Source organism: Pseudomonas baltica (assembly GCF_031880315.1).
GTDB lineage: Bacteria > Pseudomonadota > Gammaproteobacteria > Pseudomonadales > Pseudomonadaceae > Aquipseudomonas.
In genome coordinates, this window is sequence record NZ_CP134771.1 from 2,520,408 (window position 1) to 2,547,269 (window position 26,862).

At 62.9% G+C, this 26,862-nt stretch carries 22 protein-coding genes; 7 read left to right on the plus strand and 15 right to left on the minus strand.

The annotated features are described in order from the left end of the window. Positions 1 to 82: 82 nt before the first annotated feature. Positions 83 to 1,429, minus strand: coding sequence for a metalloprotease PmbA (pmbA, locus tag REH34_RS11155; protein WP_226502877.1), 1,347 nt, complete (start codon positions 1,427 to 1,429; stop codon positions 83 to 85). Positions 1,430 to 1,537: 108 nt separating this feature from the next. Here pmbA and yjgA point away from each other — a divergent pair, with 108 nt between their 5' ends. Beyond that, entirely contained in the window at positions 1,538 to 2,059 is a 522-nt protein-coding gene (yjgA, locus tag REH34_RS11160) for a ribosome biogenesis factor YjgA (RefSeq protein ID WP_226502876.1), read from the plus strand. A gap of 99 nt (positions 2,060 to 2,158) precedes the next feature. On the opposite strand, the gene tldD is transcribed toward yjgA, so the two are convergent. The 8 genes from tldD to mreB all read right to left on the minus strand — a co-directional run bounded on the left by tldD (position 2,159) and on the right by mreB (position 13,629). Continuing rightward, positions 2,159 to 3,601 (minus strand): metalloprotease TldD, encoded by a 1,443-nt coding sequence (tldD, locus tag REH34_RS11165; protein WP_226502875.1) that lies wholly within the window; start codon positions 3,599 to 3,601, stop codon positions 2,159 to 2,161. Positions 3,602 to 3,603: 2 nt separating this feature from the next. Next, positions 3,604 to 4,455: a carbon-nitrogen hydrolase family protein gene (locus REH34_RS11170; protein ID WP_226502874.1), complete on the minus strand. Its 852-nt coding sequence runs from the start codon at positions 4,453 to 4,455 to the stop codon at positions 3,604 to 3,606. A gap of 43 nt (positions 4,456 to 4,498) precedes the next feature. Further along, entirely contained in the window at positions 4,499 to 8,395 is a 3,897-nt protein-coding gene (locus REH34_RS11175) for a YhdP family protein (RefSeq protein ID WP_311971660.1), read from the minus strand. A gap of 142 nt (positions 8,396 to 8,537) precedes the next feature. Continuing rightward, the gene (gene rng / locus REH34_RS11180) at positions 8,538 to 9,995 is read right to left on the minus strand and encodes a ribonuclease G (protein ID WP_226502872.1); all 1,458 of its coding nucleotides are present in this window, start codon (positions 9,993 to 9,995) and stop codon (positions 8,538 to 8,540) included. Positions 9,996 to 10,081: 86 nt separating this feature from the next. After that, the gene (locus REH34_RS11185; protein WP_311971661.1) at positions 10,082 to 10,666 is read right to left on the minus strand and encodes a nucleoside triphosphate pyrophosphatase; all 585 of its coding nucleotides are present in this window, start codon (positions 10,664 to 10,666) and stop codon (positions 10,082 to 10,084) included. A 49-nt stretch (positions 10,667 to 10,715) separates the two neighbouring features. Then, the gene (gene mreD / locus REH34_RS11190) at positions 10,716 to 11,204 is read right to left on the minus strand and encodes a rod shape-determining protein MreD (protein WP_226502870.1); all 489 of its coding nucleotides are present in this window, start codon (positions 11,202 to 11,204) and stop codon (positions 10,716 to 10,718) included. Beyond that, positions 11,204 to 12,397, minus strand: coding sequence for a rod shape-determining protein MreC (gene mreC, locus REH34_RS11195; RefSeq protein WP_409373321.1), 1,194 nt, complete (start codon positions 12,395 to 12,397; stop codon positions 11,204 to 11,206). Before mreC ends, mreD begins: the two co-directional genes overlap by 1 nt. A gap of 194 nt (positions 12,398 to 12,591) precedes the next feature. Next, positions 12,592 to 13,629 carry a rod shape-determining protein MreB gene (mreB, locus tag REH34_RS11200; RefSeq protein ID WP_008371426.1) on the minus strand — a complete coding sequence of 346 codons (1,038 nt, stop codon included), beginning with the start codon at positions 13,627 to 13,629 and terminating at the stop codon, positions 12,592 to 12,594. A 204-nt stretch (positions 13,630 to 13,833) separates the two neighbouring features. On the opposite strand from mreB, the gene gatC reads away from it, so the two are divergent. From gatC to REH34_RS11230, 6 genes are all read left to right on the plus strand, one after another. Continuing rightward, the gene (gene gatC, locus REH34_RS11205) at positions 13,834 to 14,121 is read left to right on the plus strand and encodes an Asp-tRNA(Asn)/Glu-tRNA(Gln) amidotransferase subunit GatC (protein ID WP_226502869.1); all 288 of its coding nucleotides are present in this window, start codon (positions 13,834 to 13,836) and stop codon (positions 14,119 to 14,121) included. A 16-nt stretch (positions 14,122 to 14,137) separates the two neighbouring features. Then, positions 14,138 to 15,589: an Asp-tRNA(Asn)/Glu-tRNA(Gln) amidotransferase subunit GatA gene (gatA, locus tag REH34_RS11210; protein WP_311971662.1), complete on the plus strand. Its 1,452-nt coding sequence runs from the start codon at positions 14,138 to 14,140 to the stop codon at positions 15,587 to 15,589. Positions 15,590 to 15,600: 11 nt separating this feature from the next. Then, complete coding sequence (gene gatB, locus REH34_RS11215; RefSeq protein WP_311971663.1) at positions 15,601 to 17,046, plus strand: Asp-tRNA(Asn)/Glu-tRNA(Gln) amidotransferase subunit GatB; 1,446 nt, start codon at positions 15,601 to 15,603, stop codon at positions 17,044 to 17,046. A gap of 75 nt (positions 17,047 to 17,121) precedes the next feature. Then, a complete protein-coding gene (locus tag REH34_RS11220) occupies positions 17,122 to 17,499 on the plus strand; it encodes a septal ring lytic transglycosylase RlpA family protein (RefSeq protein WP_226502866.1) in 378 nt (125 codons plus the stop codon). A 57-nt stretch (positions 17,500 to 17,556) separates the two neighbouring features. Further along, complete coding sequence (locus REH34_RS11225; RefSeq protein WP_409373280.1) at positions 17,557 to 18,594, plus strand: calcium/sodium antiporter; 1,038 nt, start codon at positions 17,557 to 17,559, stop codon at positions 18,592 to 18,594. Positions 18,595 to 19,211: 617 nt separating this feature from the next. Further along, positions 19,212 to 19,670 (plus strand): REP-associated tyrosine transposase, encoded by a 459-nt coding sequence (locus tag REH34_RS11230; protein WP_311971664.1) that lies wholly within the window; start codon positions 19,212 to 19,214, stop codon positions 19,668 to 19,670. Between the two features lie 205 nt (positions 19,671 to 19,875). Here REH34_RS11230 and REH34_RS11235 read toward each other — a convergent pair whose 3' ends face one another. The 6 genes from REH34_RS11235 to REH34_RS11260 form a co-directional block, all read right to left on the minus strand. Further along, positions 19,876 to 20,817 carry an AEC family transporter gene (locus tag REH34_RS11235; protein ID WP_226507409.1) on the minus strand — a complete coding sequence of 314 codons (942 nt, stop codon included), beginning with the start codon at positions 20,815 to 20,817 and terminating at the stop codon, positions 19,876 to 19,878. Positions 20,818 to 21,038: 221 nt separating this feature from the next. Then, positions 21,039 to 21,950 carry a 5-dehydro-4-deoxyglucarate dehydratase gene (gene kdgD / locus REH34_RS11240; protein WP_226507408.1) on the minus strand — a complete coding sequence of 304 codons (912 nt, stop codon included), beginning with the start codon at positions 21,948 to 21,950 and terminating at the stop codon, positions 21,039 to 21,041. A 234-nt stretch (positions 21,951 to 22,184) separates the two neighbouring features. After that, positions 22,185 to 22,934: a FadR/GntR family transcriptional regulator gene (locus REH34_RS11245; protein ID WP_226507407.1), complete on the minus strand. Its 750-nt coding sequence runs from the start codon at positions 22,932 to 22,934 to the stop codon at positions 22,185 to 22,187. 104 nt (positions 22,935 to 23,038) lie between these two features. Continuing rightward, entirely contained in the window at positions 23,039 to 24,769 is a 1,731-nt protein-coding gene (locus REH34_RS11250; RefSeq protein ID WP_311971665.1) for an ABC transporter ATP-binding protein/permease, read from the minus strand. An 82-nt stretch (positions 24,770 to 24,851) separates the two neighbouring features. Further along, a complete protein-coding gene (locus REH34_RS11255) occupies positions 24,852 to 25,412 on the minus strand; it encodes a response regulator transcription factor (protein ID WP_226507405.1) in 561 nt (186 codons plus the stop codon). Further along, the gene (locus REH34_RS11260) at positions 25,405 to 26,670 is read right to left on the minus strand and encodes an ATP-binding protein (protein WP_226507404.1); all 1,266 of its coding nucleotides are present in this window, start codon (positions 26,668 to 26,670) and stop codon (positions 25,405 to 25,407) included. The genes REH34_RS11255 and REH34_RS11260 overlap by 8 nt, the downstream gene beginning before the upstream one ends. Positions 26,671 to 26,862: the final 192 nt, after the last annotated feature.

A 26,862-nucleotide genomic window follows, 5' to 3' on the forward strand; every position in this document is an offset into this window, starting at 1 on the left:
CGCCCTTCTCACCTACAACTGCATGATGACCTGTGAACGCGGTTGTGCACGCCTTCCGTTCCCACAGGGGGACAGCTTTGTATCAGCTACCTGCCACCATCATTTTCTCGATCAGAACCGAGCCCGTATGGATATTGCTGCGCGTCTCCAGATCGCTGCCGATCGCCACGATCTGCTGGAACATGTCCTTCATATTGCCGGCAATGGTGATTTCCTGAACGGGGAACTGGATTTCGCCGTTTTCGACCCAGAAGCCCGCCGCGCCACGGGAGTAATCGCCGGTGACCATGTTCAAGCCGCTGCCCATCAGCTCGGTCACCAACAGGCCACGGCCCATGCGCCGAATCAGCGCATCCTGGTCCTCGACCCCATGGGTGACGAACAGATTGTGCACGCCGCCCGAGTTGGCGGTGCTTGGCAGGCCCAGCTTGCGCCCGGAATAGGTACCGAGCACGTAGGACACCAAATGGCCGTTTTCGACGAACGGCTTGGCGTAGGTTGCCAGGCCATCACCGTCGAAGGAGGCGCTGGCCATACCGCCGCGCAGGTGTGGCCGCTCGTCGAGGGTCAACCACTCCGGGAACAGACGCTGGCCCAGGGTGCCTTCGAGGAACGACGATTTGCGGTACAGGTTGCCGCCCGAAATAGCCCCCAGGAAGCTACCGAACAGCCCTCCCGCCAGCTCGGCGGAAAACAGCACGGGTACTTCGCAGGTCGGCACTGGCCGCGCGCCCAGACGGCTGGCCGCTCGTTGCGCGGCACGCTGGCCGATGCTCTGCGCCGAGGCCAGCAAGGGGCCCTTGCGATTGACGTCGTACCAATAGTCGCGCTGCATCTGCCCGTCAGCCTCGGCGATCATCACGCAGCTGAGGCTGTGGCGGGTGGACGCGTAACCGCCGACGAAGCCGTGGCTGTTGCCGTACACGCGGCAGCCCTGATGAGTATTGAGGGTGGTGCCGTCGGCGTTCTTGATGCGTGGATCGGTATCGAAGGCTGCCGCCTCGCACGCCAGCGCCTGCTCGATGGCCTGCTCGGGGGTGATATCCCAGGCATGGTACAGATCGAAGTCTTGCTGCTCGCGGGCCATCAGGGCAGCATCGGCCAGCCCGGACGCGGAGTCTTCGGACGTATGCTTGGCGATCGCAAGGGCCGCCGCCACGGTTTCGCGAATGGCGTCCGGGCCGCTGGCCGAGGTACTGGCCGAGCCCTTGCGCTGGCCAACGTACAAGGTGATACCAAAACCCTGGTCGCGGTTGAACTCCACGGTTTCGACTTCGCGCTGACGCACCGACGTCGACAGCCCCTGTTCCAGCGATACCGCCACTTCACAGGCACTGGCGCCCTGACGCTTGGCTTCGGCGATGATCTGCTCGACTTGCTCCTGCAGTGCCGGCAAGGCCTGCGGACCGACGCTTTGGACTGCGCTCATAGTGCTCTCCACTCAAATTCTGTGTTCGGCACGGGTCAATCTACGACCGGGCCGGACAAGCGGCCCCCGACTGGTTATCATGGCGGCGATTATTTTCGGACTGCCCCCATGGTTGATTCTTACGACGACTCCCTCGACGAGGGAAAAAGCAAAACTCAGGTCAAGCGTGAACTGCATGCGCTGGTGGATCTCGGTGAGCGCCTGACGACCCTCAAGCCGGACACGCTGAACAAGCTGCCGCTGACCGATGCGCTGCGCAAGGCGCTGGCCGATGCGCCCAAGCACACGGCGAATATCGCCCGCAAACGGCACATCCAGTTCATCGGCAAGCTGATGCGCGACCAGGACACCGACGCCATCCTGCAGTTGCTCGACCAGCTCGACGCTTCGACGCGCCAGTACAACGAACGCTTCCATAATCTGGAACGCTGGCGTGACCGCCTGATCACGGGCACCGATGCGGTCCTGGAGACCTTCGTCGGCGAATACCCCGACGCGGATCGACAGCACCTGCGCGGGCTGATCCGCCAGGCCCAGCACGAGAACGCCCATAACAAACCACCGGCGTCCACGCGCAAAATCTTCAAATACATCCGCGATCTGGATGACAGCAAACGCGGTTTGAGCTGATCGCCAATGCTGCAAGGACTTCTGTGGGAGCGGGACTGCTCGCGAAGCGTTCAACAGCTTCACGGGCAGCGCCAGCTCCCACACGGAGTACCTGAAACATCAGCCGCCGGTACCACCGACGGTGATCGCATCGATCTTCAGCGTCGGCTGGCCAACGCCCACAGGCACTGACTGCCCGTCCTTCCCGCAAGTCCCCACGCCGCTGTCCAGCGACAGGTCGTTCCCGACCATCGACACTTTGCTCATCGCCTCTGGCCCATTGCCGATCAGGGTCGCGCCCTTGACCGGGACGGTGATCTTGCCGTCCTCGATCAAGTAAGCCTCACTGGTGGAAAAGACGAACTTGCCGCTGGTGATGTCGACCTGACCGCCGCCGAGGTTGGCGCAGTAGATGCCCTTCTTCACCGAGGCGATGATTTCCGCCGGATCGCTTTCACCGGCCAGCATGTAGGTGTTGGTCATCCGCGGCATCGGCAGATGGGAGTAGGACTCGCGCCGGCCGTTGCCGGTGCGCGCCACGCCCATCAGCCGCGCATTGAGCTTGTCCTGCATGTAGCCCTTGAGCACGCCGTTCTCGATCAGGGTGGTGCAGGAGGTCGGTGTGCCCTCGTCGTCGACACTGAGAGAGCCACGACGGCCCGCCAACGTGCCATCATCGACGATGGTGCAGAGGCTGGAGGCGACCTTTTCGCCGATACGGCCGCTGTAGGCGGAGCTGCCCTTGCGGTTGAAGTCGCCTTCCAGGCCATGCCCGACAGCTTCGTGCAGCAGTACGCCGGACCAGCCCGAGCCCATCACTACCGGAAAGGTGCCTGCGGGCGCAGGAATCGCTTCGAGGTTGACCAGCGCCTGGCGCAGCGCCTCTCGGGCATAGCCCATGGCGCGGTCATCTTCGAGGAAATAGCGGTAGTCGGTCCGCCCGCCACCGCCATGCCCGCCGCGCTCGCGCCGGCCATTCTGCTCGACGATCACGCTGACATTGAAGCGCACCAGCGGCCGAATATCGGCTGCCAAACTACCGTCGGCGGCGGCCACCAGAATGCGCTCCCAGACCCCGGCCATGCTCACCGTGACCTGCTGAATACGCGGATCGAGCAGGCGGGTGGCGGCATCGACGCGTTTGAGCAGGTCGACCTTCTCGGCGCGGGTCAGCACTTCGAGCGGATTGCCTTCGCCGTAAAGCTGGGTGACATCATGGGAACTGAACGTCTGCACGCGGCCGTTCTGCCCGGCGCGGGAGATCGAGCGGGCGGCACGGGCGGCCTGCATCAGAGCGTCTTCGGTGATGGTATTGCTATAGGCGAAACCGGTTTTTTCCGCCGATTGGGCACGCACGCCCACCCCTTGATCGAGGTTGAAGCTGCCTTCCTTGACGATACCGTCTTCCAACGCCCAGGATTCGGAGATCTGCCCTTGAAAATACAGGTCGGCGGCGTCAATGCCCGGACCCGCCAGCTCGCCCAGCACCGATTGCAGGCTGTCGAGGGTCAGGCCGCCGGGGGCCAGCAGTTGTTCGCTGACGGTGGATAACATCTCGCTCATATTCACTCCGCGATGTGCGCAGGCCGCAAGGCGTCCCGCGAGAAAAAGCGCCGGTGACTGCTGACCGGCATGCGCGCCCGGATGGACGCTTGTTCGTTACTGTCGCGATCGGCCAGCAGTACGGCCTCGCCTGAATCCTGTTGTGTCAGCACACGCCCCCAGGGGTCGATGATCGCGGCATGCCCGTAAGTCTCTCGTGGGCCGGGGTGAATGCCGCCTTGCGCTGCCGCCAGCATATAACACTGGCTCTCGATGGCCCGTGCACGGATCAATATGTCCCAATGCGCCGCACCCGTCACGGCCGTAAAGGCCGAGGGCGCGGTGATCAACTCGGCGCCGGCTTCACGCAACGCCGTGTACAACTCGGGGAAGCGCAGGTCGTAGCACACGCTCAAGCCCAACCGTCCTACCGGCGTATCCACCACCACGACTTGTTGACCATGAGCATAGTCATCCGACTCCCGATAGCGACCACGGGCATCGGCGACGTCCACATCGAACAGGTGCAACTTGTCATAACGCGCGACGATTTCACCTTGATCGTCCACCAACAGCGAGCAGGCACGCACTTTGGCGTCGGGCTCGTCGGCCGGCGGCAGGGGAATTGTGCCGGCCACTATCCATAAGGTGAGGTCGCGGGCGGTCTGTTTCAACCATGGCAGGATCGGCCCTTCACCCTTGGCCTCGGCACGGCCGATGGCGGCGGCGTCCTTGCGGCCCATGGCGGCAAAGTTTTCTGGCAGCACTGCCAGCCGCGCACCGCGCTCGGCGGCCTGTTCGAGCAGTGCGCGAGCCTGCGCCAGGTTGGTGGCAACGTCAGGCTGGCTGACCATTTGAATGACGGCGAATGACATGAACCAGACTCCATAGTGCTGCGGCGCCACAAACCCTGTGGGATTACTTTTTGAACGGCTTGAGAAAGGTAATCTTCGGTTCCTTCCAAGGCCCTTCGACACTGTATTGCACACTCGCGAACCGCGCGACGCGATCGCCCAGCAGTTTGTCCACCAGAAACAACGCACCACCGATGGCCGGCGCCCCGACGATCAATGCGGCAATCGGCAAGTTATTGGTGACCGGCAAGGTCACCGACAGCTTGGCGTGCACCTGATCGGCCACCATGTCCAACGTCCCATCCAGTTCGAAGTTGCTCGACGGCCCGGTCATGGTGATCGGCACGCGCGTCACATATACGCCATTGCTCGCCGCCAGCACGCCCTTCACTCGATCATAGCTCAGGCCTTTCCCTAGCAGGTCGGAGAAATCCAGGCGCAGACGTCGGCCGATCGAGTTGAAGTTGAGCAAGCCGAACACCCGCAGCGCTTGCGCCCCGCCCTCGACCTCGACGAACTGGCCGCGATCCAGCGTGGCATCCAGGCTGCCGGAATAGCGCTTGGGCGAAATCCAGGCCGGCGAACCGGGCCAGCCGCCCTCTGCTTCAAGGCTGAAATCCTGGCTGGTGACCGTCGGCGCGAACTTCCAGGCCTTGAGCACATCGGCCAGGTTCTTGCCCTCCAAATGCCCGCGGAACCAGCTGTTACTGGCCCCCGGACTGCCGTCCCATCCCAGCATGCCCTTGAGGTGCAGGCCTTTGAGGCCCAGATCGAGGTCATTGAACAGCACCCCGGTGGGGGTTGGCCGGACTTTCATCGACCAGGCGCCGATCAGGTCCTCGCCCTGATAGAGGCTGGCGATGCTGAGGTCTACCGCCGGAATCTTGCGCGGGTCAACACTGGCCAACGGGTCAGGCGTGTCTTCAGGCGGCGGCGCATCGGGTTTCGGCGTGGCCGCAGGCGGCAGGTGTACCGTCTGCAGATTGACCACGATCGGTTGCCCGCTGGCGTCCGGCAGCCGCGCGGAGCCAGTCACTTGCTGGCTGGCGACCGTGGCATCCCAGGCCGCCGCTGAACGCTTGAGCGCGACCGTGGCTTGATCGAGCGTGACGCCGTAGCCGGTCAGTTTAGTGATCTGCAGATTCAGGCCGCTGAGCAGGGTGTTGCCCGGCGAGCTGGCCGACGCAGATGCGGCCGGAGGCGACGTGGCGGCCGCAGCAGGCGCAGCGGCTCCCGAGGAAGCCGCCGTAGCACCCTGGCCGGCATAACGCGCCACCACCGCTTGCCAAGGCGCCAGGTCGAGCTCCGCCAATTGGCCGCTGACCCGAATGCCTTTTTCGGCAGGCACCGTCGCCGGTCCGCCACCTACGGCCAATTCGCCGCGGCCTTGGGCCAGATCAGTGGCCGGAGCGGCATAGGCAAATTTCGCCAAGTCGGCATAGCCGCCCTCGAAACGTCGCTCATCGCCTTGCAGATTCATCGTGAAGCGGCTGGCGCGGGCATCGCCGGCGCCCTTGCCGAAAGGCGCGGGCAGATCGACCGCCAAGCCCTTGAGGTCGGAATCGATGGTCAGCCGACTGGCGGCGCCGCCCAGCGCCAATTGCAACTGATAGGGCAAATTGCCGGAGGCCGGCAGCGGCTGCTTGACGTTCAACCAGTCAGTGAGGGTCTTGAGGCCGATTTGGCCATTGACGTTGACCCGCGTCAGCGGGCTGCCCGGCCTGCCGTCAGCGATGATCTGCGCGGCGATCGGCTGGCCGAACGCCTGCCCGGTTACGCCCTGGCCGCTGAGGCCCTTGTCCAGATCGAAGCGAAAGGTGCCGTTCAACTGGCTGAGCTCCAGGGCCGGATTGGCGATTTTGAGCTGCCCCGCCTGGGTGCTGAAATCCACCACCACCTTAGGGTCCTGGCCCTTGACCAGTGGAATGTCCAGATCGACCTTGCCGTACAGCGGACCATCGGCCTGCCAGCCGGCGAAGATCGGGCCCGTGCCGATCGGCGCTTGTTGCAGGATATGGATGCCATCTGCCAAGCCGCCATCGAAGGCGCCGTTGACGAACAGATGGGCGTGCTCGGTCGCTGGGACATGAGGCACATGCACCACCACCTGGCTCAGCGCTGCTCCGAGCAATTGCCCTTTACTGGCCTCGACCCGCACGTCGCCATCCTGCACATAGACATTGCCATCCACGCCATCGAGCTGTGGCCAGCCGGGCTGGAATGCCAGGCTGGCATCGCGCACCTTGAAGAACAGGCTGATACTGCGCGCGTGGTCCGGCGCCGCCTTGGCCAGCGAACCTTGATACTGGAAATAACCCTGATCGACCGTGCCCTTGAGAATCGCCGTGCTCAACCATTCAGTCACCTGCGGGCTGAGCGCCGTGGGCAGGTACTTGCTGGTATAGCGGCCGTCGCCCTCGGTCATGCCGACGCGCAGGTCCATGTACGGCTCGTGTTCGGGGGTCAGCGGGATGCGGATCAGGAAGTCACTGGCAATCTTGCCCTCGTCGCCCAATACCTTGATATAGGGCGCGACGAGGGTAAAGGTGTCAGGTGTGAGGGTCCAGGTCAGGTGCGCATTGGCGTGCTTGTAATACCAGGGTTTGGCGAAGATCGGCTCAAGGTGCAGCATGAAGTCGTCGGTATCGAGGCGCAGTTCCCCTTGACCGAGATCTCCGCTGATGCTGCCGCTGACGTTGCCGGCCGCCGGCGCGCCGTGGGTGGCACTGAACCCGACCTTGTCGAGATTGGCGGCGAACGCCAGGCGCTGGTTGCCCTGGACCTGGGGTCGATAGTCGAGCACTACATTGCGTGCGGCACCGGTGACCTTGAGTGCATCGATGACCGCTGCGACCTTGTCCGGCCACGGCGCCAGCGCGTCGAGCACGGGCGTCACCGGCGTCAGATCGAGCCGATCGGCCTGCAGGTGCCAGCGCTCGTCCGGGGTACCGGCGCCGCTGCCTTGCAACTGCAAGCGCGACTCCCAGTGACGCTTGCCGAGGTTCAAGGCCAGCGAATCGACCGTGGCACTCAGGCCCTGATCGGAGCGCTGCACCCAGGCGTTGAGTGCCAGGTTGTCCAGCGCGATAGGGGTACGGCTGGCATACCCCGCCTTGATGCTGGGCGCGTTGAAGCGTACCGCCGCGCTCTGCAGCGCTCCTTGACGCCAATCCAGCCAGAACTCGCCGCCCGCCTTGAAGGTGCCCAGCTTCCACTGCTGCTGCAATGAAGGTGGCAACCACTTGGCCCAATCGCTTTGCGGCAGGCTCAGATACGCCTGTGCCTGGCTGTCGCGCCATTGCTGGGGATTCACGCGGGCCAGCACGTTGAGGGCCAACGGCTGGCCATCCGGCAACGTCAGGCGCAGATCCAGACGCTGGCGTGAAGCGCCGGTGCGCAGATTGACACCCACATAGGTGAGCGTCATCGGCGCATGATCGTTGGGCACCAGGGTCAGCTGGCTATCGAGAATCGAAATCTGCTCCAGTTGCTGCAAACGCTGAAGCATCTGCACCGGATCGCCAGCGGCGTTGTCACTGCCGGTGACAGGTGGCAGGCCCTTGAGCGCCCAGCGGCCATCGAGGCCTTGCGCGGCCGTCAGTTGCAGGCCACCGAGTTGCAGATGGGCAATGCGTACATCGCGGTGAGTCAGGCTTGCCCAAAGGTCGGGCACCACCCGCACGTCATCCAGGCGCAAGGCATTGCGGCCCTCCCCCAGCAACACGTCGTGGACCAGGATGACCGGCACCATACCGCTCCAGCGGCCCTCGAGGCTGCCGATCGACACAGGCATGCCCAGCGCCGCTGCGGCCTTGCTCTGGACTTCGTCACGATACTCGGCCACCAGCGGCGTCAACTGCCGCCCCAGGCTCACGTACAGCGCCATCAGCACCAGCAGCAAGGCCGCCAGCCCCAAGCCCCAGCGGGTCAGGGCGCCGAGGAAACGCGTCAGACGCCCCATGCAAGAAATTTCCCGGAAACAAAAAGATGAACATTGGCGCGCCGCAGTTCAAACCGGGCAACGCTTTGCAGACGGACACCGGGCTGCAGCGACTCGACAGCCCGATCCCTCGTGACGACACCTACAGCGGTTTCACGCTGATTCAGAGCAGCACCACGTCGTATTGTTCCTGTGAGTACAAAGTTTCTACCTGAAAGCGAATGGTGCGGCCGATGAACGCCTCGAGCTCCGCCACATTGCCAGACTCTTCATCCAGCAGGCGATCGACCACTTTTTGATTGGCCAGCACTCTATACCCAACCGCCTGATAGGCACGGGCTTCGCGCAGAATCTCCCGGAAAATTTCGTAGCAGACCGTTTCAGGAGTCTTCAGCTTGCCCCGCCCGGCGCAGCAGGAGCACGGCTCGCAGAGTATCTGCTCAAGGCTCTCTCGCGTGCGCTTGCGGGTCATCTGCACCAGGCCCAGCTCAGTGATGCCGATGATGTTGGTCTTGGCGTGATCGCGCTCCAGCTGTTTCCCCAGGGTGCGCAACACCTGACGCTGGTGTTCTTCGTCTTCCATGTCAATGAAGTCGATGATGATGATGCCGCCGATATTGCGCAGGCGCAGTTGCCGGGCAATGGCGGTGGCCGCCTCGAGGTTGGTCTTGAAGATGGTCTCTTCAAGGTTGCGGTGGCCGACGAAGGCGCCCGTGTTGACGTCGATGGTGGTCATGGCCTCGGCCGGATCAACCACCAGGTAGCCGCCGGACTTGAGCAACACCTTGCGGTCGAGGGCGCGCTGGATTTCGTCTTCGACACCGTACAGATCGAAAATCGGTCGCTCGCCCGGGTAGTGCTCCAGGCGATCGGCGATTTCCGGCATCAGCTCGGCAACGAACTGCGTGGTCTTCTGGAAGGTCTCGCGGGAATCGATGCGGATTTTTTCGATCTTCGGGCTGACCAGGTCGCGCAAGGTGCGCAGGGCCAGGCCGAGGTCTTCGTAGATTTCTGTCGGGGCACCGACGGTCTTGATCTGCGCGGCGATTTGATCCCACAACCGGCGCAGGTAGCGGATGTCCATGAGGATCTCTTCGGCGCGGGCGCCCTCGGCCGCCGTGCGCAGAATGAATCCGCCGTTCTCCTTGATGCCTTCCTGGGCAACGCAATCGCTGACCACCTGTTTAAGGCGCTCACGCTCGGCTTCGTCTTCGATTTTCAGCGAGATGCCCACGTGACTGGTCCGCGGCATGTACACCAGGTAGCGCGACGGAATCGATAGCTGGGTGGTCAGGCGCGCGCCCTTGGAGCCGATCGGGTCCTTGGTGACCTGCACCACCAGGCTCTGGCCTTCATGCACCAGGGCGCTGATGGTCTCGACCGCCGAGCCTTCACGCAAGGAGATCTCCGAAGCATGGATGAACGCCGCGCGCTCCAGGCCGATATCGATGAAGGCCGCCTGCATGCCCGGCAATACCCGCACCACCTTGCCCTTGTAGATGTTGCCGACGATGCCGCGGCGCTGGGTGCGCTCGACGTGCACCTCTTGCAATACACCGTTTTCTACCACCGCCACGCGCGATTCCATTGGCGTGATATTGATCAGAATCTCTTCACTCATGGCGCGGTCCCGTGCGTTGTCGACATCGATTGCGAAGTCTTGTTATTGAGGACGACTGTCACACTGACGCACCAGTCGACGCAACTCTATTGCCAGCAGGGTACGCCGAAACGCCCCAGCAAGGCGGCGGTTTCACACAACGGCAGCCCGACGACGGCCGAATAGCTGCCTTGCAGGCTGGTGACGAACACCGCCCCCAGCCCTTGTATCGCGTAGCCACCCGCTTTGTCGACCGGTTCACCGCTGGCCCAGTAGGCCTGCGCCTCGGCCGGCTCGAAGACGCGAAAACGCACCTGGGCGCTGACGTTGACCACTTCACTGCGAGTGCCATCGAACAGCGCCACGGCGGTCAGCACCTGATGCTCGCGGCCGGACAGGCTGGCGAGCATGGCCAGGGCATCGGCTCTATCCACAGGCTTGCCGAGGATGCGCGTGTCGACGATCACCGCGGTGTCGGCGCCTAGCACCACGCCCTGCCGAGCATCGGCGGGCACGCTGGCAAATCCTGCGATCGCCTTGCCCAGCGCCAGGCGAGCGACATAGTCGGCCGGCGCCTCGCCAGGCAGCGGGGTTTCATCGATGGCGGCGCTGAGGGGCACGAAGGGCACGCCGATCTGGGTCAGCAGTTCGCGTCGCCGTGGAGAGCCGGAGGCCAGGTAGATCGGGTTCATCGGACATCTCCCTGTCGGCATGGGCGCGCCGCGCGAGGACGCGCGCAGATCAATTGATTTTGTAGCGACGGGTCAGGCCACTCAGGCCGAAACTCACCCACGGCCAGAGCAAGGCACTGACCAGCGCGGGCAGCAACAGGGCCAGGGTGGGCTGGCGATTGCCGGTCAGCGCGCTGAGCCACAGTTGCACCAACTGCGCCAGGCCGAACACCACGAGGATGATCAGGCTCTGCTGCCACATCGGAAAAGTGCGCATGCGCTGCTGCAACGACAGCACCAGAAAAGTGATGAGCGTCAGGATCAGAGCGTTCTGCCCCAGGTACGTGCCATACAGCACATCGATGCACAGGCCGAGCAGCCAGGCGGTGGTCATGCCGATCTTCTGCGGCAACTCCAGCGACCAGAACGCCATCAGCAGGGCCAGCCACATCGGCCGCAAGACCTCCATGAACTGCGGCAGCGGCGAGATGGTCAGCAGCAACCCGACGAGAAAGGTGAACCACACGATCCACCCACGGCTTTTACGCGAACTGGGCATTATTCCCTCTCCTGCGCGGCGGGGGTGGCGCTGCGGGCAGGCGCAGCGTTGGGTGTAGCGCTGCGCGCGGGGGCGGTAGCGGGCGCTGCGGCATGTGGCACCGGGCTGGGGGCAGGCGCTGCCGGGCTGGCCGGCGAATTGCCTGAGTGCGTCGGTGCAGCTTCACCTGGCGCCCGAGTGTGGACAGGCGCAGCACTGTGAGTGGCAGGCACGACGTTTTTGACGATCGCCGCACCGACCAGATTACCGGCGGTCACCGGAGGTGCTGCGGCGGCCGCAGCCGCAGCGGCCGCCGCGGCCGCCGCAGCTGAATCTCGAACAGCGGCAATGCCCGGCGCTACCGGTTGCCCATCTGCTGCTTCCTGAGCCTGGGCCGCCTGCGCTGCGCGCTCTTCCGGCGAACGGTTGTCGGTAAATACCAACAGCACGTAACGGCTGCGGTTCATGGCCGCCGTCGGCACGGCACGGACAATAGCGAACGGTTGCCCGGAATCATGGATGACCTCCTTCACCGTCGCCACCGGATAGCCCGCCGGAAAGCGCTGTCCCAAGCCGGAACTCACCAGCAGGTCGCCTTCCTTGATGTCGGCGGTATCCGCTACGTGGCGCAGCTCCAGACGTTCCGGGTTGCCGGTGCCACTGGCGATGGCGCGCAAGCCGTTGCGATTGACCTGCACGGGAATACTGTGGGTGCTGTCGGTCAACAACAGCACCCGTGAGGTATAGGGCATCAACTCGACCACTTGCCCCATCAGGCCGCGGGCATCCAGTACCGGCTGCCCCAGCACCACGCCATCGCGCTCACCCTTGTTGATCAGGATGCGATGGGTGAAGGGGTTGGGATCGATACCGATCAACTCAGCCACTTCGACCTTTTCGTTCACCAGCGTCGAGGAGTTGAGCAACTCGCGCAGCCGCACGTTCTGCTCGGTCAGGGCCGCGAGCTTTTGCAGGCGACCTTGCAGCAGCAGGGCTTCGGTCTTGAGTTTTTCGTTTTCGGCGATCAATTCGGTGCGGCTGCCAAACTGGCTGGCCACACCCTGCCACAGCCGGCCAGGCAGATCGGTGAGGGTGTAGGACTCCATCAACACCAGCGACATCTGGCTGCGCACGGGCTTGAGCAGCGTGAAGCGGGCATCGACCACCATCAGCGCGACCGATAACACGGCCAGCACCAGCAGGCGGACACCCAGTGTGGGGCCCTTGGCGAAAAGCGGTTTAATAAGCCGCTCCTCGCGGGGAGATGTTCGAAGAGTGATTCATGAGCAGACAAACCGACTGAAAAGCAGATAAACAGAAAACGCCCGTGAGGGCGTCGACCCGACGCTTACAGGTAGCACCGCTGGCGCTGCCTGTAAACCGGGCACCTTGAAACCGACTGGCCAGCTTACTCGCTGGAGAGCAGGTCCATGGTGTGTTTGTCCATCATTTCCAGAGCACGACCACCGCCACGAGCGACGCAGGTCAGCGGGTCTTCGGCGACGATCACCGGCAAGCCGGTTTCCTGTGCCAGCAGCTTGTCGAGATCACGCAGCAGTGCGCCACCACCGGTGAGCACCAGACCGCGCTCGGCGATGTCCGAAGCCAGCTCGGGCGGCGATTGCTCCAGGGCGCTCTTGACCGCCTGAACGATGGTCGCCAGCGATTCCTGCAGGGCTTCGAGCACTTCGTTGGAGTTCAGGGTGAACGCACGAGGCACGCCCTCGGCCAGGTTGCGGCCGCGCACATCGACTTCACGGACTTCGCCACCCGGGTAAGCGGTGCCGATCTCCTGCTTGATGCGCTCGGCGGTGGATTCACCGATGAGGCTGCCGTAGTTGCGACGCACGTAGGTGACGATGGCTTCGTCGAAACGGTCGCCACCCACCCGTACGGATTCGGCGTAAACCACACCGTTCAGAGAGATCAGTGCGATTTCGGTAGTACCACCACCGATGTCGACAACCATCGAGCCACGGGCTTCTTCAACCGGCAGACCGGCGCCGATCGCAGCCGCCATTGGCTCCTCGATCAGAAACACTTCGCGCGCACCGGCACCGAGGGCCGATTCGCGAATGGCACGACGTTCCACCTGGGTGGACTTGCACGGCACGCAGATCAGCACACGAGGGCTGGGCTGCAGAAAGCTGTTTTCGTGAACCTTGTTGATGAAATATTGCAGCATCTTCTCGCAGACGCTGAAATCGGCGATCACGCCGTCCTTCATTGGCCGAATGGCGGCAATGTTGCCCGGCGTACGGCCGAGCATGCGCTTGGCCTCGGTACCGACGGCGACAACACTTTTCTGGTTGCCGTGGGTACGAATGGCCACAACTGATGGCTCATTGAGGACGATACCGCGCTCACGCACGTAAATAAGGGTGTTGGCAGTCCCCAGGTCGATGGAAAGATCGCTGGAAAACATGCCACGCAGTTTCTTGAACATGGGAAAGTGACCCTAGGCAACGCGTGGGTAAAAAAGTGCGGCAAACTCTAACAACGACGGGGATTTTGGGCAAGGCGCCAATATGTTAAATTGGCTGTTTTTCCGGACACGCCACCACACAATCGCGCCATATGACCGTAAAATCGCAATTGTGTTCCCTGACAGGCGGAATGTATCCGTTTTGTTTTCCACTGGAGACTCCCCATGGCGCTTCAACGCTCTGACGTGGAAAAGATCGCTCACCTCGCCCGATTGGGCCTGGCCGAAGACGATATTCCACACACCCTCGACGCCCTCAACAGCATTCTCGGGCTGGTCGATTTGATGCAAGCCGTCGACACTCAGGGCATCGAACCCCTGGCCCACCCCCTGGAGGCCAGCCAACGGCTGCGTGCCGACCAGGTTACCGAAACCAATCAGCGCGACGCCTACCAGGCCATCGCGCCATCGGTCGAAAGCGGCCTGTATCTGGTTCCGCAAGTCATCGAGTAAGGGAAAAGAGCCTGCCATGCATGAAATGACTCTGGCCGAGATCGCTCGCGGACTCGCCGACAAAAAGTTTTCTTCCGAAGAGCTGACCCGCACCTTGCTGGCGCGTATCGCCCAGCTCGATCCGCAGCTTAACAGCTTCATCAGCGTGACCGAGGAACTGGCCATCAGCCAGGCCCAGGCCGCCGATGCCCGCCGCGCCCAAGGTGAGACAGGCGCCCTGCTGGGTGCCCCGCTGGCGCACAAGGACCTGTTCTGCACCCAGGGCATCCGCACCAGCTGCGGCTCGAAGATGCTCGACAACTTCAAGGCGCCCTACGACGCCACCGTGGTCGCCAAACTGGCCGCTGCGGGTACCGTGACCCTGGGCAAGACCAACATGGACGAGTTCGCCATGGGCTCTGCCAACGAGTCCAGCTACTACGGCGCGGTCAAGAACCCGTGGAACCTCGAGCACGTACCTGGTGGTTCGTCGGGCGGCTCGGCTGCCGCAGTGGCGGCGCGCCTGCTGCCCGTGGCGACGGCTACCGATACCGGCGGCTCGATCCGTCAGCCCGCAGCCTTCACCAACCTCACAGGCCTCAAGCCCACCTACGGCCGGGTGTCGCGCTGGGGCATGATCGCCTACGCCTCGAGCCTCGACCAGGGCGGCGTGCTGGCCCGCACCGCTGAAGACTGCGCGCTGCTGCTGCAAGGCATGGCCGGCTTCGATCCGCTTGACTCCACCAGCATCGACGAGCCGGTAGCCGACTACAGCGCCACCCTGGCCGCGCCGCTGCAAGGCCTGCGCATCGGCGTACCGAAAGAGTACTTCGGGGCCGGCCTCGACCCGCGCATCGCCAGCCTGGTACAGGCCAGCATCAAGGAGCTGGAAAAACTCGGCGCCGTGATCAAGGACATCAGCCTGCCGAACATGCAGCAAGCCATCCCGGCCTACTACGTGATTGCCCCGGCCGAAGCGTCGTCCAACCTGTCGCGTTTCGACGGCGTGCGCTTCGGCCATCGCTGCGACAACCCTAAAGACCTCACCGATCTCTACAAGCGCTCGCGCGCCGAAGGCTTCGGTGTCGAGGTGCAGCGGCGCATTCTGGTCGGCGCCTACGCGCTGTCGGCCGGCTACTACGACGCCTACTACCTGCAAGCGCAAAAGATCCGTCGCCTGATCAAGAACGATTTCATGGCCGCATTCCATGACGTCGACCTGATCCTCAGCCCGACCACGCCGAATCCGGCCTGGAAGCTCGGCGCCAAGAATGCCGACCCGACCGCCGCGTACCTCGAAGACGTCTACACCATCACCGCCAACCTCGCCGGCCTGCCGGGCCTGTCGATGCCAGCCGGTTTTGCCGACGGCCTGCCGGTGGGTGTGCAATTGCTGGCGCCGTACTTCCAGGAAGGCCGTCTGCTCAACGTGGCGCACCAGTACCAGCAAGTTACCGACTGGCACACCCGCGCTCCTCAGGGCTTTTAAGGAATATGACTATGCAATGGGAAGTCGTGATCGGGCTGGAGATTCACACCCAGCTCGCCACCCAGTCGAAGATTTTCTCCGGCAGCTCCACCACGTTCGGCTCCGAGCCCAACACCCAGGCCAGCCTCGTCGACCTCGGCATGCCCGGCGTGCTGCCGGTGCTCAACCAGGAAGCCGTGCGCATGGCCGTGATGTTCGGCCTGGCCATCGATGCCGAGATCGGCCAGCACAACGTGTTCGCGCGTAAAAACTATTTTTACCCGGACCTGCCCAAGGGCTACCAGATCAGCCAGATGGAGCTGCCGATCGTCGGCAAGGGCCACCTGGACATCACCCTCGAAGACGGCACCATCAAGCGCATCGGCGTGACCCGCGCGCACCTCGAAGAAGACGCCGGCAAGAGCCTGCACGAGGACTTCGCCGGCAGCACCGGCATCGACCTCAACCGCGCCGGCACGCCGCTGCTCGAAATCGTCTCGGAGCCCGAGATGAGCAGCGCCAAGGAAGCCGTGGCCTACGTCAAGGCCATGCACTCGCTGGTGCGCTACCTGGGCATCTGCGATGGCAACATGGCCGAAGGCTCGCTGCGCGTCGACTGCAACGTTTCGATCAAACCCAAGGGCCAGGTCGAGTTCGGTACCCGCTGCGAGATCAAGAACGTCAACTCGTTCCGCTTCATCGAGAAGGCCATCAACAGCGAGATCCAGCGCCAGATCGAGCTGATCGAGGACGGCGGCAAGGTCATCCAGCAAACTCGCCTGTACGACCCGAACACCAACGAAACCCGCGCCATGCGCAGCAAGGAGGAAGCCAACGACTATCGTTACTTCCCCGACCCGGACCTGCTGCCGGTGGTCATCGAGGACGCTTTCCTGGCGGCCACCCGCGCCACCCTGCCCGAGCTGCCGCCGCAAAAGCGCGAGCGCTTCCAGAGTCAGTTCGGCCTGTCGTTGTACGACGCCAGCGTGCTGGCGTCGAGCCGCGAGCAAGCGGACTACTTCGAGCAGGTCGCGGGCATCAGTGGCGACGCCAAGCTGGCGGCCAACTGGGTGATGGTCGAGCTGGGCAGTTTGCTCAACAAGCTGGGGGTCGAGATCGACGAGTCGCCGGTCAGCGCCGAGCAGTTGGGTGGCATGTTGCTGCGCATCAAGGACAACACCATCTCCGGCAAGATCGCCAAGGTGATCTTCGAAGCCATGGCCAACGGTGAAGGCAGTGCCGACCAGATCATCGAAGCCAAGGGCCTCAAGCAGGTCACTGACAGCGGCGCGATCGAGAAGGTGCTTGACGAAATGCTCGCCGCCAATGCCGAGCAGGTCGAACAGTACCGCGCCGCCGACGAGGCCAAGCGTGGCAAGATGTTCGGCTTCTTCGTCGGTCAGGCCATGAAAGCCTCCAAAGGCAAGGCCAACCCGCAACAGGTGAACGAACTGCTCAAGCGCAAGCTCGAGGGCTGATCGGGCGCGCTTCGCGCGAGCCGCAAGCTGCAAGCTCGCGGCTCGCGGCTTGCGGCTCAAAACAAGGAACCGGCAATGCGCTACCTGTTTTTCGCTACCGCCCTGCTCCTGCTCGCCGGCTGTGCCAGCCAGGATGATTCCGTTATCGACCCCCACGGTTATGACGAAACCGGCGTAGCCTCTTTCTATGGTTCGGCTCATCAAGGCAACCGCACCGCCAGCGGTGAACGCTTCGATCAGCAGGACCTCACCGCCGCCCATCGGCGCCTGCCGTTCGGTACGCGGGTCAAGATCACCAACCTGAACAACGACCGCAGCGTGGTGGTGCGCATCAACGATCGCGGCCCGCACACGCGCAATCGCCTCGTCGATGTCTCACGCGCGGCAGCCGAGCAATTGGGCATGATCGGCACCGGTACCGCCAAAGTCCGCGTCCAGGATCTTATCGACTGACCCTCACCAGGAAGCACCGCTATCTTCGATCTCGCCAACCTGCCCGCCTTCAGCCTGATGCAACTGGCTCTGGGCCTGATGATGCTCATCGTCGGCGCCGAGCTGATGGTGCGTTCGGCCGTGCGTGTCGCCGCAAGGTTGCAGGTACGCCCGCTCATCATCGGCCTGACTGTGGTAGCGTTCGGCAGCAGCGCGCCGCAAATGGCAATCAGCACCCAGGCCGTGCTCAACGATGCACCTGACATTGCCGTCGGCAGCGTGGTGGGCAGCAGCGTCTTCAGTCTGCTGGTGACGTTAGGCTGTTGCGCGCTGATCACCCCCCTGCGGGTGTCTCGGCAACTGGTGCGCCTGGATCTGCCAGTGATGCTGGGCGCCAGCGCGCTGGTCTTCGTGCTGGCGTTCATAGGGCCATTGGGCCCTGTCGAAGGCATCGTGCTGCTGACGGCCCTGTCGGGTTATCTGATATTGCTGTTGCGCCAGGCCCGTGAGCATGGCCGCACCTACCCCGCGGCGCCTGTGCCGACCCGTACCTGGCCACGCTGCACGGTCATGTTCGTAGTGGGCATCGGCTTGCTGGTGGGTGGCGGGCGCTGGCTGCTGGACGCCACGGTCGATGTGGCCGGCGACCTGGGGCTGTCGGAGCGAGTGATTGGCCTGACGCTGGTGGCCGTCAGCGCCTCGCTGCCAGAGTTGGTCACCTCGCTGATTGCGGCCCTGCGCGGCCAGCGCGATATCGCCGTCGCCAATGTGGTGGGCAGCAACCTGTTCAACCTCCTCGGCGTGCTGGGGTTTACCGCGCTGCTGGCACCGCTGCCGCTGTCGGTATCTCCCAATGCACTGGCCTTCGACCTGCCGGTGATGCTCGGGGTGGCGGCGTTGAGCCTGCCGCTGTTCTATTCGGGGATGCGCATCACCCGTGGTGAAGGCCTGATGCTGCTGGCGCTGTATGCCATGTACGGCCTGCATCTGGTGTCGTTCGCCACCGGCATGCCGCTTGCCGCCCGGCTGGAGCACGCGATGCTGCGCTACCTGCTGGCGCCGATCGCACTGGTGATTGCCTTCACTACCTGGCGGGCCTGGCGGCGACAGCACTGACGCCTTCGCGGGCAAGCCTCGCTCCCACAGTGTAAACGCGCCTGAGCCTTACATCTGTGGGAGCACAGCTTGCTGGCGAAGGGGCCGGCATGGCTTGCGCAAAAACACAGAATCTCCCTCCGTACTAACCGCCCCAAGCCCCACACCTGTGGGAGCACAGCTTGCTGGCGAAGAGGCCAGCATGGCTTGCGCAAAAACACGGAATCTCCCGCCGTGCAAACTGCGCCTGAGTCATTGGCGGGCCTGGCGGCGACAGCACTGACGCCTTCGCGGGCAAGCCTCGCTCCCACAATGTAAACGCGCCTGAGCCCCACACCTGTGGGAGCACCGCTTGCTGGCGAAGGGGCCGGCATGGCTTGCGCAAAAACACAGAATCTCCCTCCGTGCTAACCGCCCCAAGCCCCACACCTGTGGGAGCACAGCTTGCTGGCGAAGGGGCCGGCATGGCTTGCCCAATAACGCAAGCGTGCGCGTTCGGCGGCGAAGAACCCCTCAAATACGATGTATATCGTCAGGCGCTTTAATGGCCGCTCGCAACACCCCGTACGAAATTTCCCCAGCATACCTACCCGCGTAACCAGCAAAATCCTAAGCCTCTAAACAATGGACGCAACGGAATGCCCACACGCTATGAATCAAAAAAATTACGCAAAGGTCGTTACAGCGAGACCGGCCGTCAATATCTGATTACCTTGGTGACAGCGAATCGTGAACGGTTATTCACATCGTGGCGCCTGGCCTATCCTGCTATCGACGCCTTCAAACGCGCTCAGCAAGATGCAGATGTCGAATCCCTATGCTGGGTCGTCATGCCTGATCATCTTCACTGGCTAATCGAACTTAAGCACCCTCGACTTGCTCACGTGCTAGGCCGTATGAAGTCGCGCTCGACCGTCGTAATGAATCGCCTTTTGAATCGCACGGGGCCGATCTGGCAGAAAGGGTTTCATGATCGAGTGCTGCGCCGCGAAGAGGATGTGAAGAACGTCGCGCGCTACATCGTGGCCAACCCAGTAAGAGCGGGCTTGGTGGAAAAGATCGATGATTATCCAATGTGGGATGCTGTCTGGCTTTGAGGCAAGCCTTCGAATCCATGCCGCAAGGCCTGACCACATCGCGGGCCAGCGTTGCTTCCACATGCCGACCTCTTACGCCTTGGGACATTCTATGGTTTTGGGCAAGCTGTACCGGCCTCTTCGCCAGCAAGCTGTGCTCCCACAGAGTTGGTTGAGCTATCGTGATACACCTGTGGGAGGGTGCCAGTTCGGCGGCGAGGAGCCCTCAGATCCACCCACCCCACTGCAGGATGAACACACCGATATTGGTGGTCACCGCCGCCGCGACCGTGGTGATCACCACGATGGCGGCCGCCAGTTGGTGATTGCCCTTAGCCTCGCGGGCCATGATGTAGCTGGACGAAGCCGTGGGCGCGGCGAAATACAGGAACAGAATGCCCAGATCGGCACCGCGGAATCCGCACAGCCAGGCGCCCAAGGTGCCAATGAACGGCAAACCGACCATCTTCACCAGGCTGGCACTGATTGCCAGCCGGCTGCTTTCGCGCAGCGATGCCAGCGACAAGGTGCCGCCCACGCAGATCAGCGCCAGCGGCAAGGTCATGTTGCCCAGGCTCTGCGCCGAGCCCTCGAGCCAGCGCGGCAAACCGATCTGCCAGTAGGCGAAGGGGATGGCGGCCAGCACGCTGATGATCAACGGATTGCGCACAATGCTGACGAACAGGCTCCACGGGTCGGACTTCATGGCCGGGCTGTAGATGGCCAGAATGATCGACGACAAGGCGTTGTAGAACAGAATCACCAGGCCAGCGAGCACCGCGCCCATCGAGATACCGTAGGCGCCGTACATACTGGCCGCCAGCGCCAGGCCGATGATGCCGTTGTTGCCACGGAAGGCTCCTTGCACGTAAACCCCGCGGTCGACCTTGGGGCAGCGCCAGATCGCCCAGCCCCACGCCGCGAAGAAACTCAGCAGCGTCGCCACGATGAAATAGATCAGCACCGCAGGGCGCAACGCCGTGCGCAAATCGGCGTGGAGGATGCCGAGGAACAGCAGCGCCGGCATGGTGACGTTGAAGACCAGGCCAGAGGCGACACGGATGAAGTTGTCGTCGATCCACTCGATGCGCTTGAGCATCAGACCCAGAAACAGCATGACGAACACCGGAGCGGTGATGGCGAGCGTCTGCAGAAAGATTGCCAGCATGCGGAGGGGGACCTGTTGCCTGTCGTTAGCGAGCTATCATAGCCAGCCGACCATAAAAAAGCGCGCTCATGGCGCGCTTCGGTGCTGCGCGAGGCAGCCAATAGGTGAGGTCAGGATCGGGGGCTTGTGGCCAGGTGATCCGTCTTGCAGCGATACGAATCCCTGTGGGACCGGGCTCTGCGCAGGCAGAGCTCGCTCCCATAGGGGAACACCGTTACGGCTTACTGCGGACCCATCTTGTCCATCAGGGCGGCGAGCATTTCGTACTCTTCGCCGGTCAGGTCGGTCAGCGGGGTGCGCACCGGGCCTGCGTCGTAGCCAGCGATCTTGGCGCCTGCCTTGACGATGCTGACAGCGTAGCCCGACTTGCGGTTACGGATGTCCAGGTACGGCAGGAAGAAATCGTCGATCAGCTTGCCAACGGTTTCGTGATCATCCTTGGCAATCGCGTGGTAGAAGTCCATCGCGGTTTTCGGGATGAAGTTGAACACGGCCGACGAGTAAACCGGCACGCCCAGCGCCTTGTAGGCAGCGGCGTAGACTTCAGCGGTCGGCAAGCCGCCCAGGTAGCTGAAGCGATCGCCCAGACGGCGGCGGATCGAGACCATCAGCTCGATATCGCCCAGGCCATCCTTGTAGCCGATCAGGTTGGGGCAACGCTCGGCCAGGCGCTCCAGCAGCGGAGCAGTCAGGCGGCAGACGTTACGGTTGTAGACGATCACACCGATCTTGACCGATTTGCACACGGCTTCGACGTGAGCGGCAACGCCGTCCTGGCTGGCTTCAGTCAGGTAGTGCGGCAGCAGCAGCAGGCCTTTTGCACCCAGGCGCTCGGCTTCTTGAGCGTATTCGATGGCCTGGCGGGTCGAACCGCCGACACCGGCAAGGATTGGCACGCTGGTGGCGCAAGTGTCGACCGCAGTCTTGATGACTTCCGAGTACTCGCTGGCCGCCAGGGAGAAGAACTCACCGGTACCGCCGGCGGCGAACAGCGCGCTGGCGCCGTACGGGGCGAGCCACTCGAGGCGCTTGATGTAGCCAGCCTTGTGGAAGTCGCCTTGGGCATTGAAGTCGGTGACCGGGAAAGACAGCAGACCGGACGAGAGGATGGACTTGAGTTCTTGTGGAGTCATTGTTCGAACACCCTTGAAAGTACTGTGATGAAAGACATGGGCTTCAGCACCCATTGCCGAAGTCGTACGTCATCGTACAACCATAAATGGAAAGCCTCAAGGGGGGTGTTACATAAATTTATGGGGGAGCTACGATCCCTGTGGAAGCGGGCTCTGCCCGCGAACCTTTTCAGGGTTTTAAAGCGCTGAAGGCTTCGCGGGCAGAGCCCGCTCGCACAAAGGTCAAACGGAGAATCAGCTGGGAGCTTTCTCGGCTTCTTCATGGGCCTGACGCAACCGTTCGCGGCTATTGGTCAGGTGCAGACGCATGGCCGCACGGGCTGCATCCGGGTCCTGGCGGGCGATGGCATCGAAGATTTCCTCGTGCTCGCGACTCAGGCGGGTCATGTAGTGCTGCTGGTCATCATGGGCCAGACGTGCCGAATTGAGCCGCGTGCGGGGAATGATGCTGGTGCCCAGGTGGGTCATGATGTCGGTGAAATAGCGGTTGCCCGTGGACAACGCGATGTGCAAGTGGAACTGGAAGTCCGAAGCCACGGCATCGCGGGCATGGGCCGCGCTGTCGTTGAGCGCATCGAGGGCCGTGCGCATCGCCTGCAATTGCTCATCGGTGCGACGCGTGGCCGCGAGACCTGCCGATTCCACCTCCAGGCTGATGCGCAATTCCAGCACCGCCAGCACGTCGCGCAGAGTGACGATGGTCGCCGGATCGATGCGGAAGCCACTGGGGCTCGGCGTATCGAGCACGAAGGTACCGATGCCATGGCGGGTTTCTACCTGACCGGCCGCCTGCAGCCGTGAAATCGCTTCACGGACCACGGTACGGCTGACGCCCTGCTCTTCCATGATCGCCGACTCCGTCGGCAACTTGTCGCCACGCTTGAGCTCACCACTGCGGATGCGCTCGGACAGGACGGTGACCAGCTCCTGAGCGAGGCTGCGAGGTTTGCGGCGGGCGCGAGGTTGGGCGCTCTGGTTATCCATGGTTCTGCTTATCCGTTGTTGCCATCGGGCGGTGACATAAGTTTGATTTCGCCATAATAGCGCATCGCGGTTGTACGACTACAGTTGACTTGAGGATGGATGTTTCAAACCAAGGCCGGTCCCTGCGCCTGCAACTGCCCGGACTCGATCCGCACCCGACGCGGGTGGAACCGATCGAGGCTGCTGCGATGGCCCACGCTGACGATGCTCAAACCGGGCAACTGCGCCATGAGCCCTTCATACAGCGCGGCCTCGTCCTCTTCGTCCATGGCCGACGTCGCCTCGTCCATGAACAGCCACTGCGGCTTGAACAACAAGGCGCGGGCAAACGCCAGACGCTGCTGCTCGCCCGGCGACAGCAGGCTCTGCCAGTGCTGCTCCTCGTCAAGCCGGGGAATCAGCTGCTCGAGGCGGCAATCTGTGAGTGCCTGTGCATAACTCTCTTCGCCGTACGCGTCCCCCTCCTGTGGATAACTGAGCGCTTCACGCAGGGTACCGATCGGCAGGTAGGGTTTTTGCGGCAAGAACAGCAAGCGCCCTTCGGGCAGGCGAATGGTCCCGCCACCTTCAGGCCACAGCTCGCCCATGGCGCGTAGCAGGCTGCTTTTGCCGCTGCCGGAGCGGCCGCTGATCATCACCCGTTCGCCAGGCGCAACGGTCATGGCGGCGCCGCTGAGCAGATGGCGAGTGGTACCCAGATCGAGATCCAGCCGCTCTACTACCAGGGCATTGCCGCCGTGCTGCACGTCGATGGCCGGGCTGCGTTGCTCGTTCTCATCCATCGCCGAGCGAAAACTCAGGAGACGATTACAGGTCGCCGTCCAACTGGCCAGCGCCGCAAAGGAATCGATGAACCAGCTCATGTTCTCTTGCACGTTGCCAAACGCCGAGCTGATCTGCATCAGCCCGCCCAGCTCGATCTTGCCGGTGAAGTAGCGTGGCGCAGCGACGATGAACGGGAAGATCGTCGAGATCTGACCATAGCCAGCGGTAAAGAACGTCAGGCGCTTGGTGACTCGCATCAGCGACCAGTAGTTGCTCCAGATATCGCTGAAGCGCTTGCCGAGGTGGCGCTTTTCGTTGGCCTCACCCTGGTAAAGCGCAATGCTTTCAGCGTTCTCGCGTACGCGCATCATGGAGAAACGCAAATCGGCTTCATAGCGCTGTTGCAGGTAGTTGAGCGGAATCAAATGGCGACCGATCAAATGCGTCAGCCAGCTGCCGACCACGGCATACAGCAGTGCACACCAGAACATGTAGCCGGGGATGTTGATGCCGAACACTTCGATATCGCCCGACACGCCCCACAGAATCACTGAGAACGATACCAGGCTGACCACGTTGCGCAGCAGGCCGATGCTCAGGCTGAGGGTATCGGAGGTGAAGTTGTTGAGGTCTTCACTGATGCGTTGGTCAGGGTTGTCGGTATAGGGGTGGCGTTCGAGGTGGTAGTAATTCTTGTGATCCAGCCAGCGCTTGAAATGCTGTTCGGTGAGCCAGCGACGCCAGCGCAGGGTGAGCATCTGGGTCAGATACAGGCGATACACCGCGCCTAGAATGGCGACCGTGGCAATGCCGCCAAAGTTGAGGATCAGCCGCCAGAACTCGGTGGAGTTCTTTTCCTGCAGGGCGTTATAGAAGTCCTTGTACCAGCTGTTCAGCCATACCGAAATGCCGACGCTGAACAGCGACAGGGCAATTACCGCGATCAGCAGCGCCCAGGCCTTGCCCTTCTCTTCACTGCGCCAGTAAGGCGTCACCAGCTGCCAGACCTTGCGAAAAAAATGACGGTGCACGACGGAGTTGATCGCCGCAGTTTCTGCGTTTCGATTCATATTCAGGCTCGGTTACCAGAAAGCCAGCCACAGCGACCCGTCCTGGGCGCCCGGGCTGCACGGGATAGCGTAGGGCAGGCGCTCAGCGCCGAACCGGGCGTTTCTGCAATTTGCGCTGCAGGGTGCGGCGGTGCATGCCCAGCGCACGGGCGGTGGCCGAGATATTGCCCTCATGCTCACCCAGTACGCGCTGGATATGCTCCCACTGCAGGCGGTCGACGGACATGGGGTTGTCGGGCACCAGGTTGTCGAGGTCGGCGTGTTCGGTCAGCAACGCGGCCAGCACGTCGTCGGCATCGGCCGGCTTGCACAGGTAGTTGCAGGCGCCGCGCTTGATTGCCTCGACGGCAGTGGCGATGCTGGAATAGCCCGTGAGGATGACCACGCGCATCTCTGGGTCGAGTTCCAGCAGCTTGGGCAACAGCACCAGGCCGGAATCGCCTTCCATCTTCAAGTCCAGCGCGGCAAAGTCAGGCAGATCATCCTTGGCGATCTCCAGCCCTTCGTCAGCGGAACCGGCGGTGCTTACCCGGAAGCCGCGGCGGCTCATGGCGCGGGCCATGACGCGGGTAAAGGTGGCATCGTCATCGACCAGCAGCAGGTGCGGCAGCTCTTCGCTTTCGACCTGGTTTTCATCACTCATGTCTATCTCCTCGGGCGTCACGGGGCAGGCGCAGCTCGGTCAATGTGCCGCCCTCTTCATGACTATAGAGTTTTACCGAGCCGCCTGCGCGAGTCACGCTGGCCTTGCTCAGAAAAAGGCCCAGGCCGAAGCCCTTGCCTCCTTTGGTGGTCAGGAAAGGTTTACCTATTTGTTCGGCAATTGCTACCGGGACACCGGGCCCGCGGTCGCGAATATGGATGAAGATGTTTTCATCGTCCCAATCAACCTTGACAGCGAGGTCGTCGGGGCAGGCATCGGCAGCGTTGTTGAGCAGGTTCAACAGCGCCTGGGTCAGGTCCGGCGCGGGCGCCAGGGTCGGCACGGCGCCTTGCCCCAGGCGCGTGAAGCGATAAGTGGCCTCGGGGCGCATCAGGTGCCAGCGGTTGAGCGCTTCGTCGAGCCAGAAGGTCACTTCCTGCTCGACCACGGCCTGGCGTCGGTTGGCCTCGGCAGCACGCACCAACTGCTGCAACGTCTCTTTGCAGAGCTTGACCTGATCCTGAAGGATCGACAGGTCTTCCTGCAGCGCGGGGTCGGGGTGATCCTGGCGCATTTCCTTGAGCAGCACGCTCATGGTCGACAGCGGCGTGCCCAGTTCGTGGGCGGCGCCGGCGGCTTCGGTGGCCACTGCCAGCAATTGCTGGTCGCGCAGGCCCTCTTCGCGGCGTTCGGCACGCAGTTGCTCCTGACGGCGCAGCTCTTCGGCCATTTTCGCGGCGAAGAAGGTGATTACTGCTGCGGCCAGGGCGAAACTCAGCCACATGCCGTAGATCTGCATGCTTTCGCGGCCGATCACGGTCGGTTCCAGCGGGTGGAAGCTGACCAGCATGAAGGTGTAACAGGCCAGCGCGACGCCCGTGAGAATCAGCGAATACACCCAGCGCAGGGTGACGGCGGCGATGGTCAACGGCACCAGATAGTAGGAGACGAACGGGTTGGTCGAGCCGCCCGAGTAGTAGAGCAGCGCACTGTGGATCAACAGATCGCAGGCGAGCTGCACGGCATATTCGAGCTCGGTGACCGGCAACGAGGTGCGCAGCCGCAACGCCGTCAGCAGGCACAGGCCCATGGAGCAACCCAGGGTCACGCTCAGCGCCAGCCAGGGCAGCGGCAGCAAATGAGTCAGGTAGGCGAACCCCACCGAACCGGCTTGCGCGGCCAGCACCAGGATGCGTACGAAGGTCAGGCGCCAGAGATTCTGACGGGTAGCGGACAGTGGTAATACGGGGGCGAGCATGAGCTCTCCTGATGAGTGCTCCACGTGGATCGGCAAGTATAACCAAATCGCGCCGCTGACGACCGACGATGCGGCAAACGGCCACATCCTCAGGGACACACGGCGCCCCCTGTGGGGAGCGGGCTTGCGCTGGGTGGGACAATTTTGCTGACGAGGGCTGAACCCGCCCTCACCTTTGAACTCTGTTTGGCA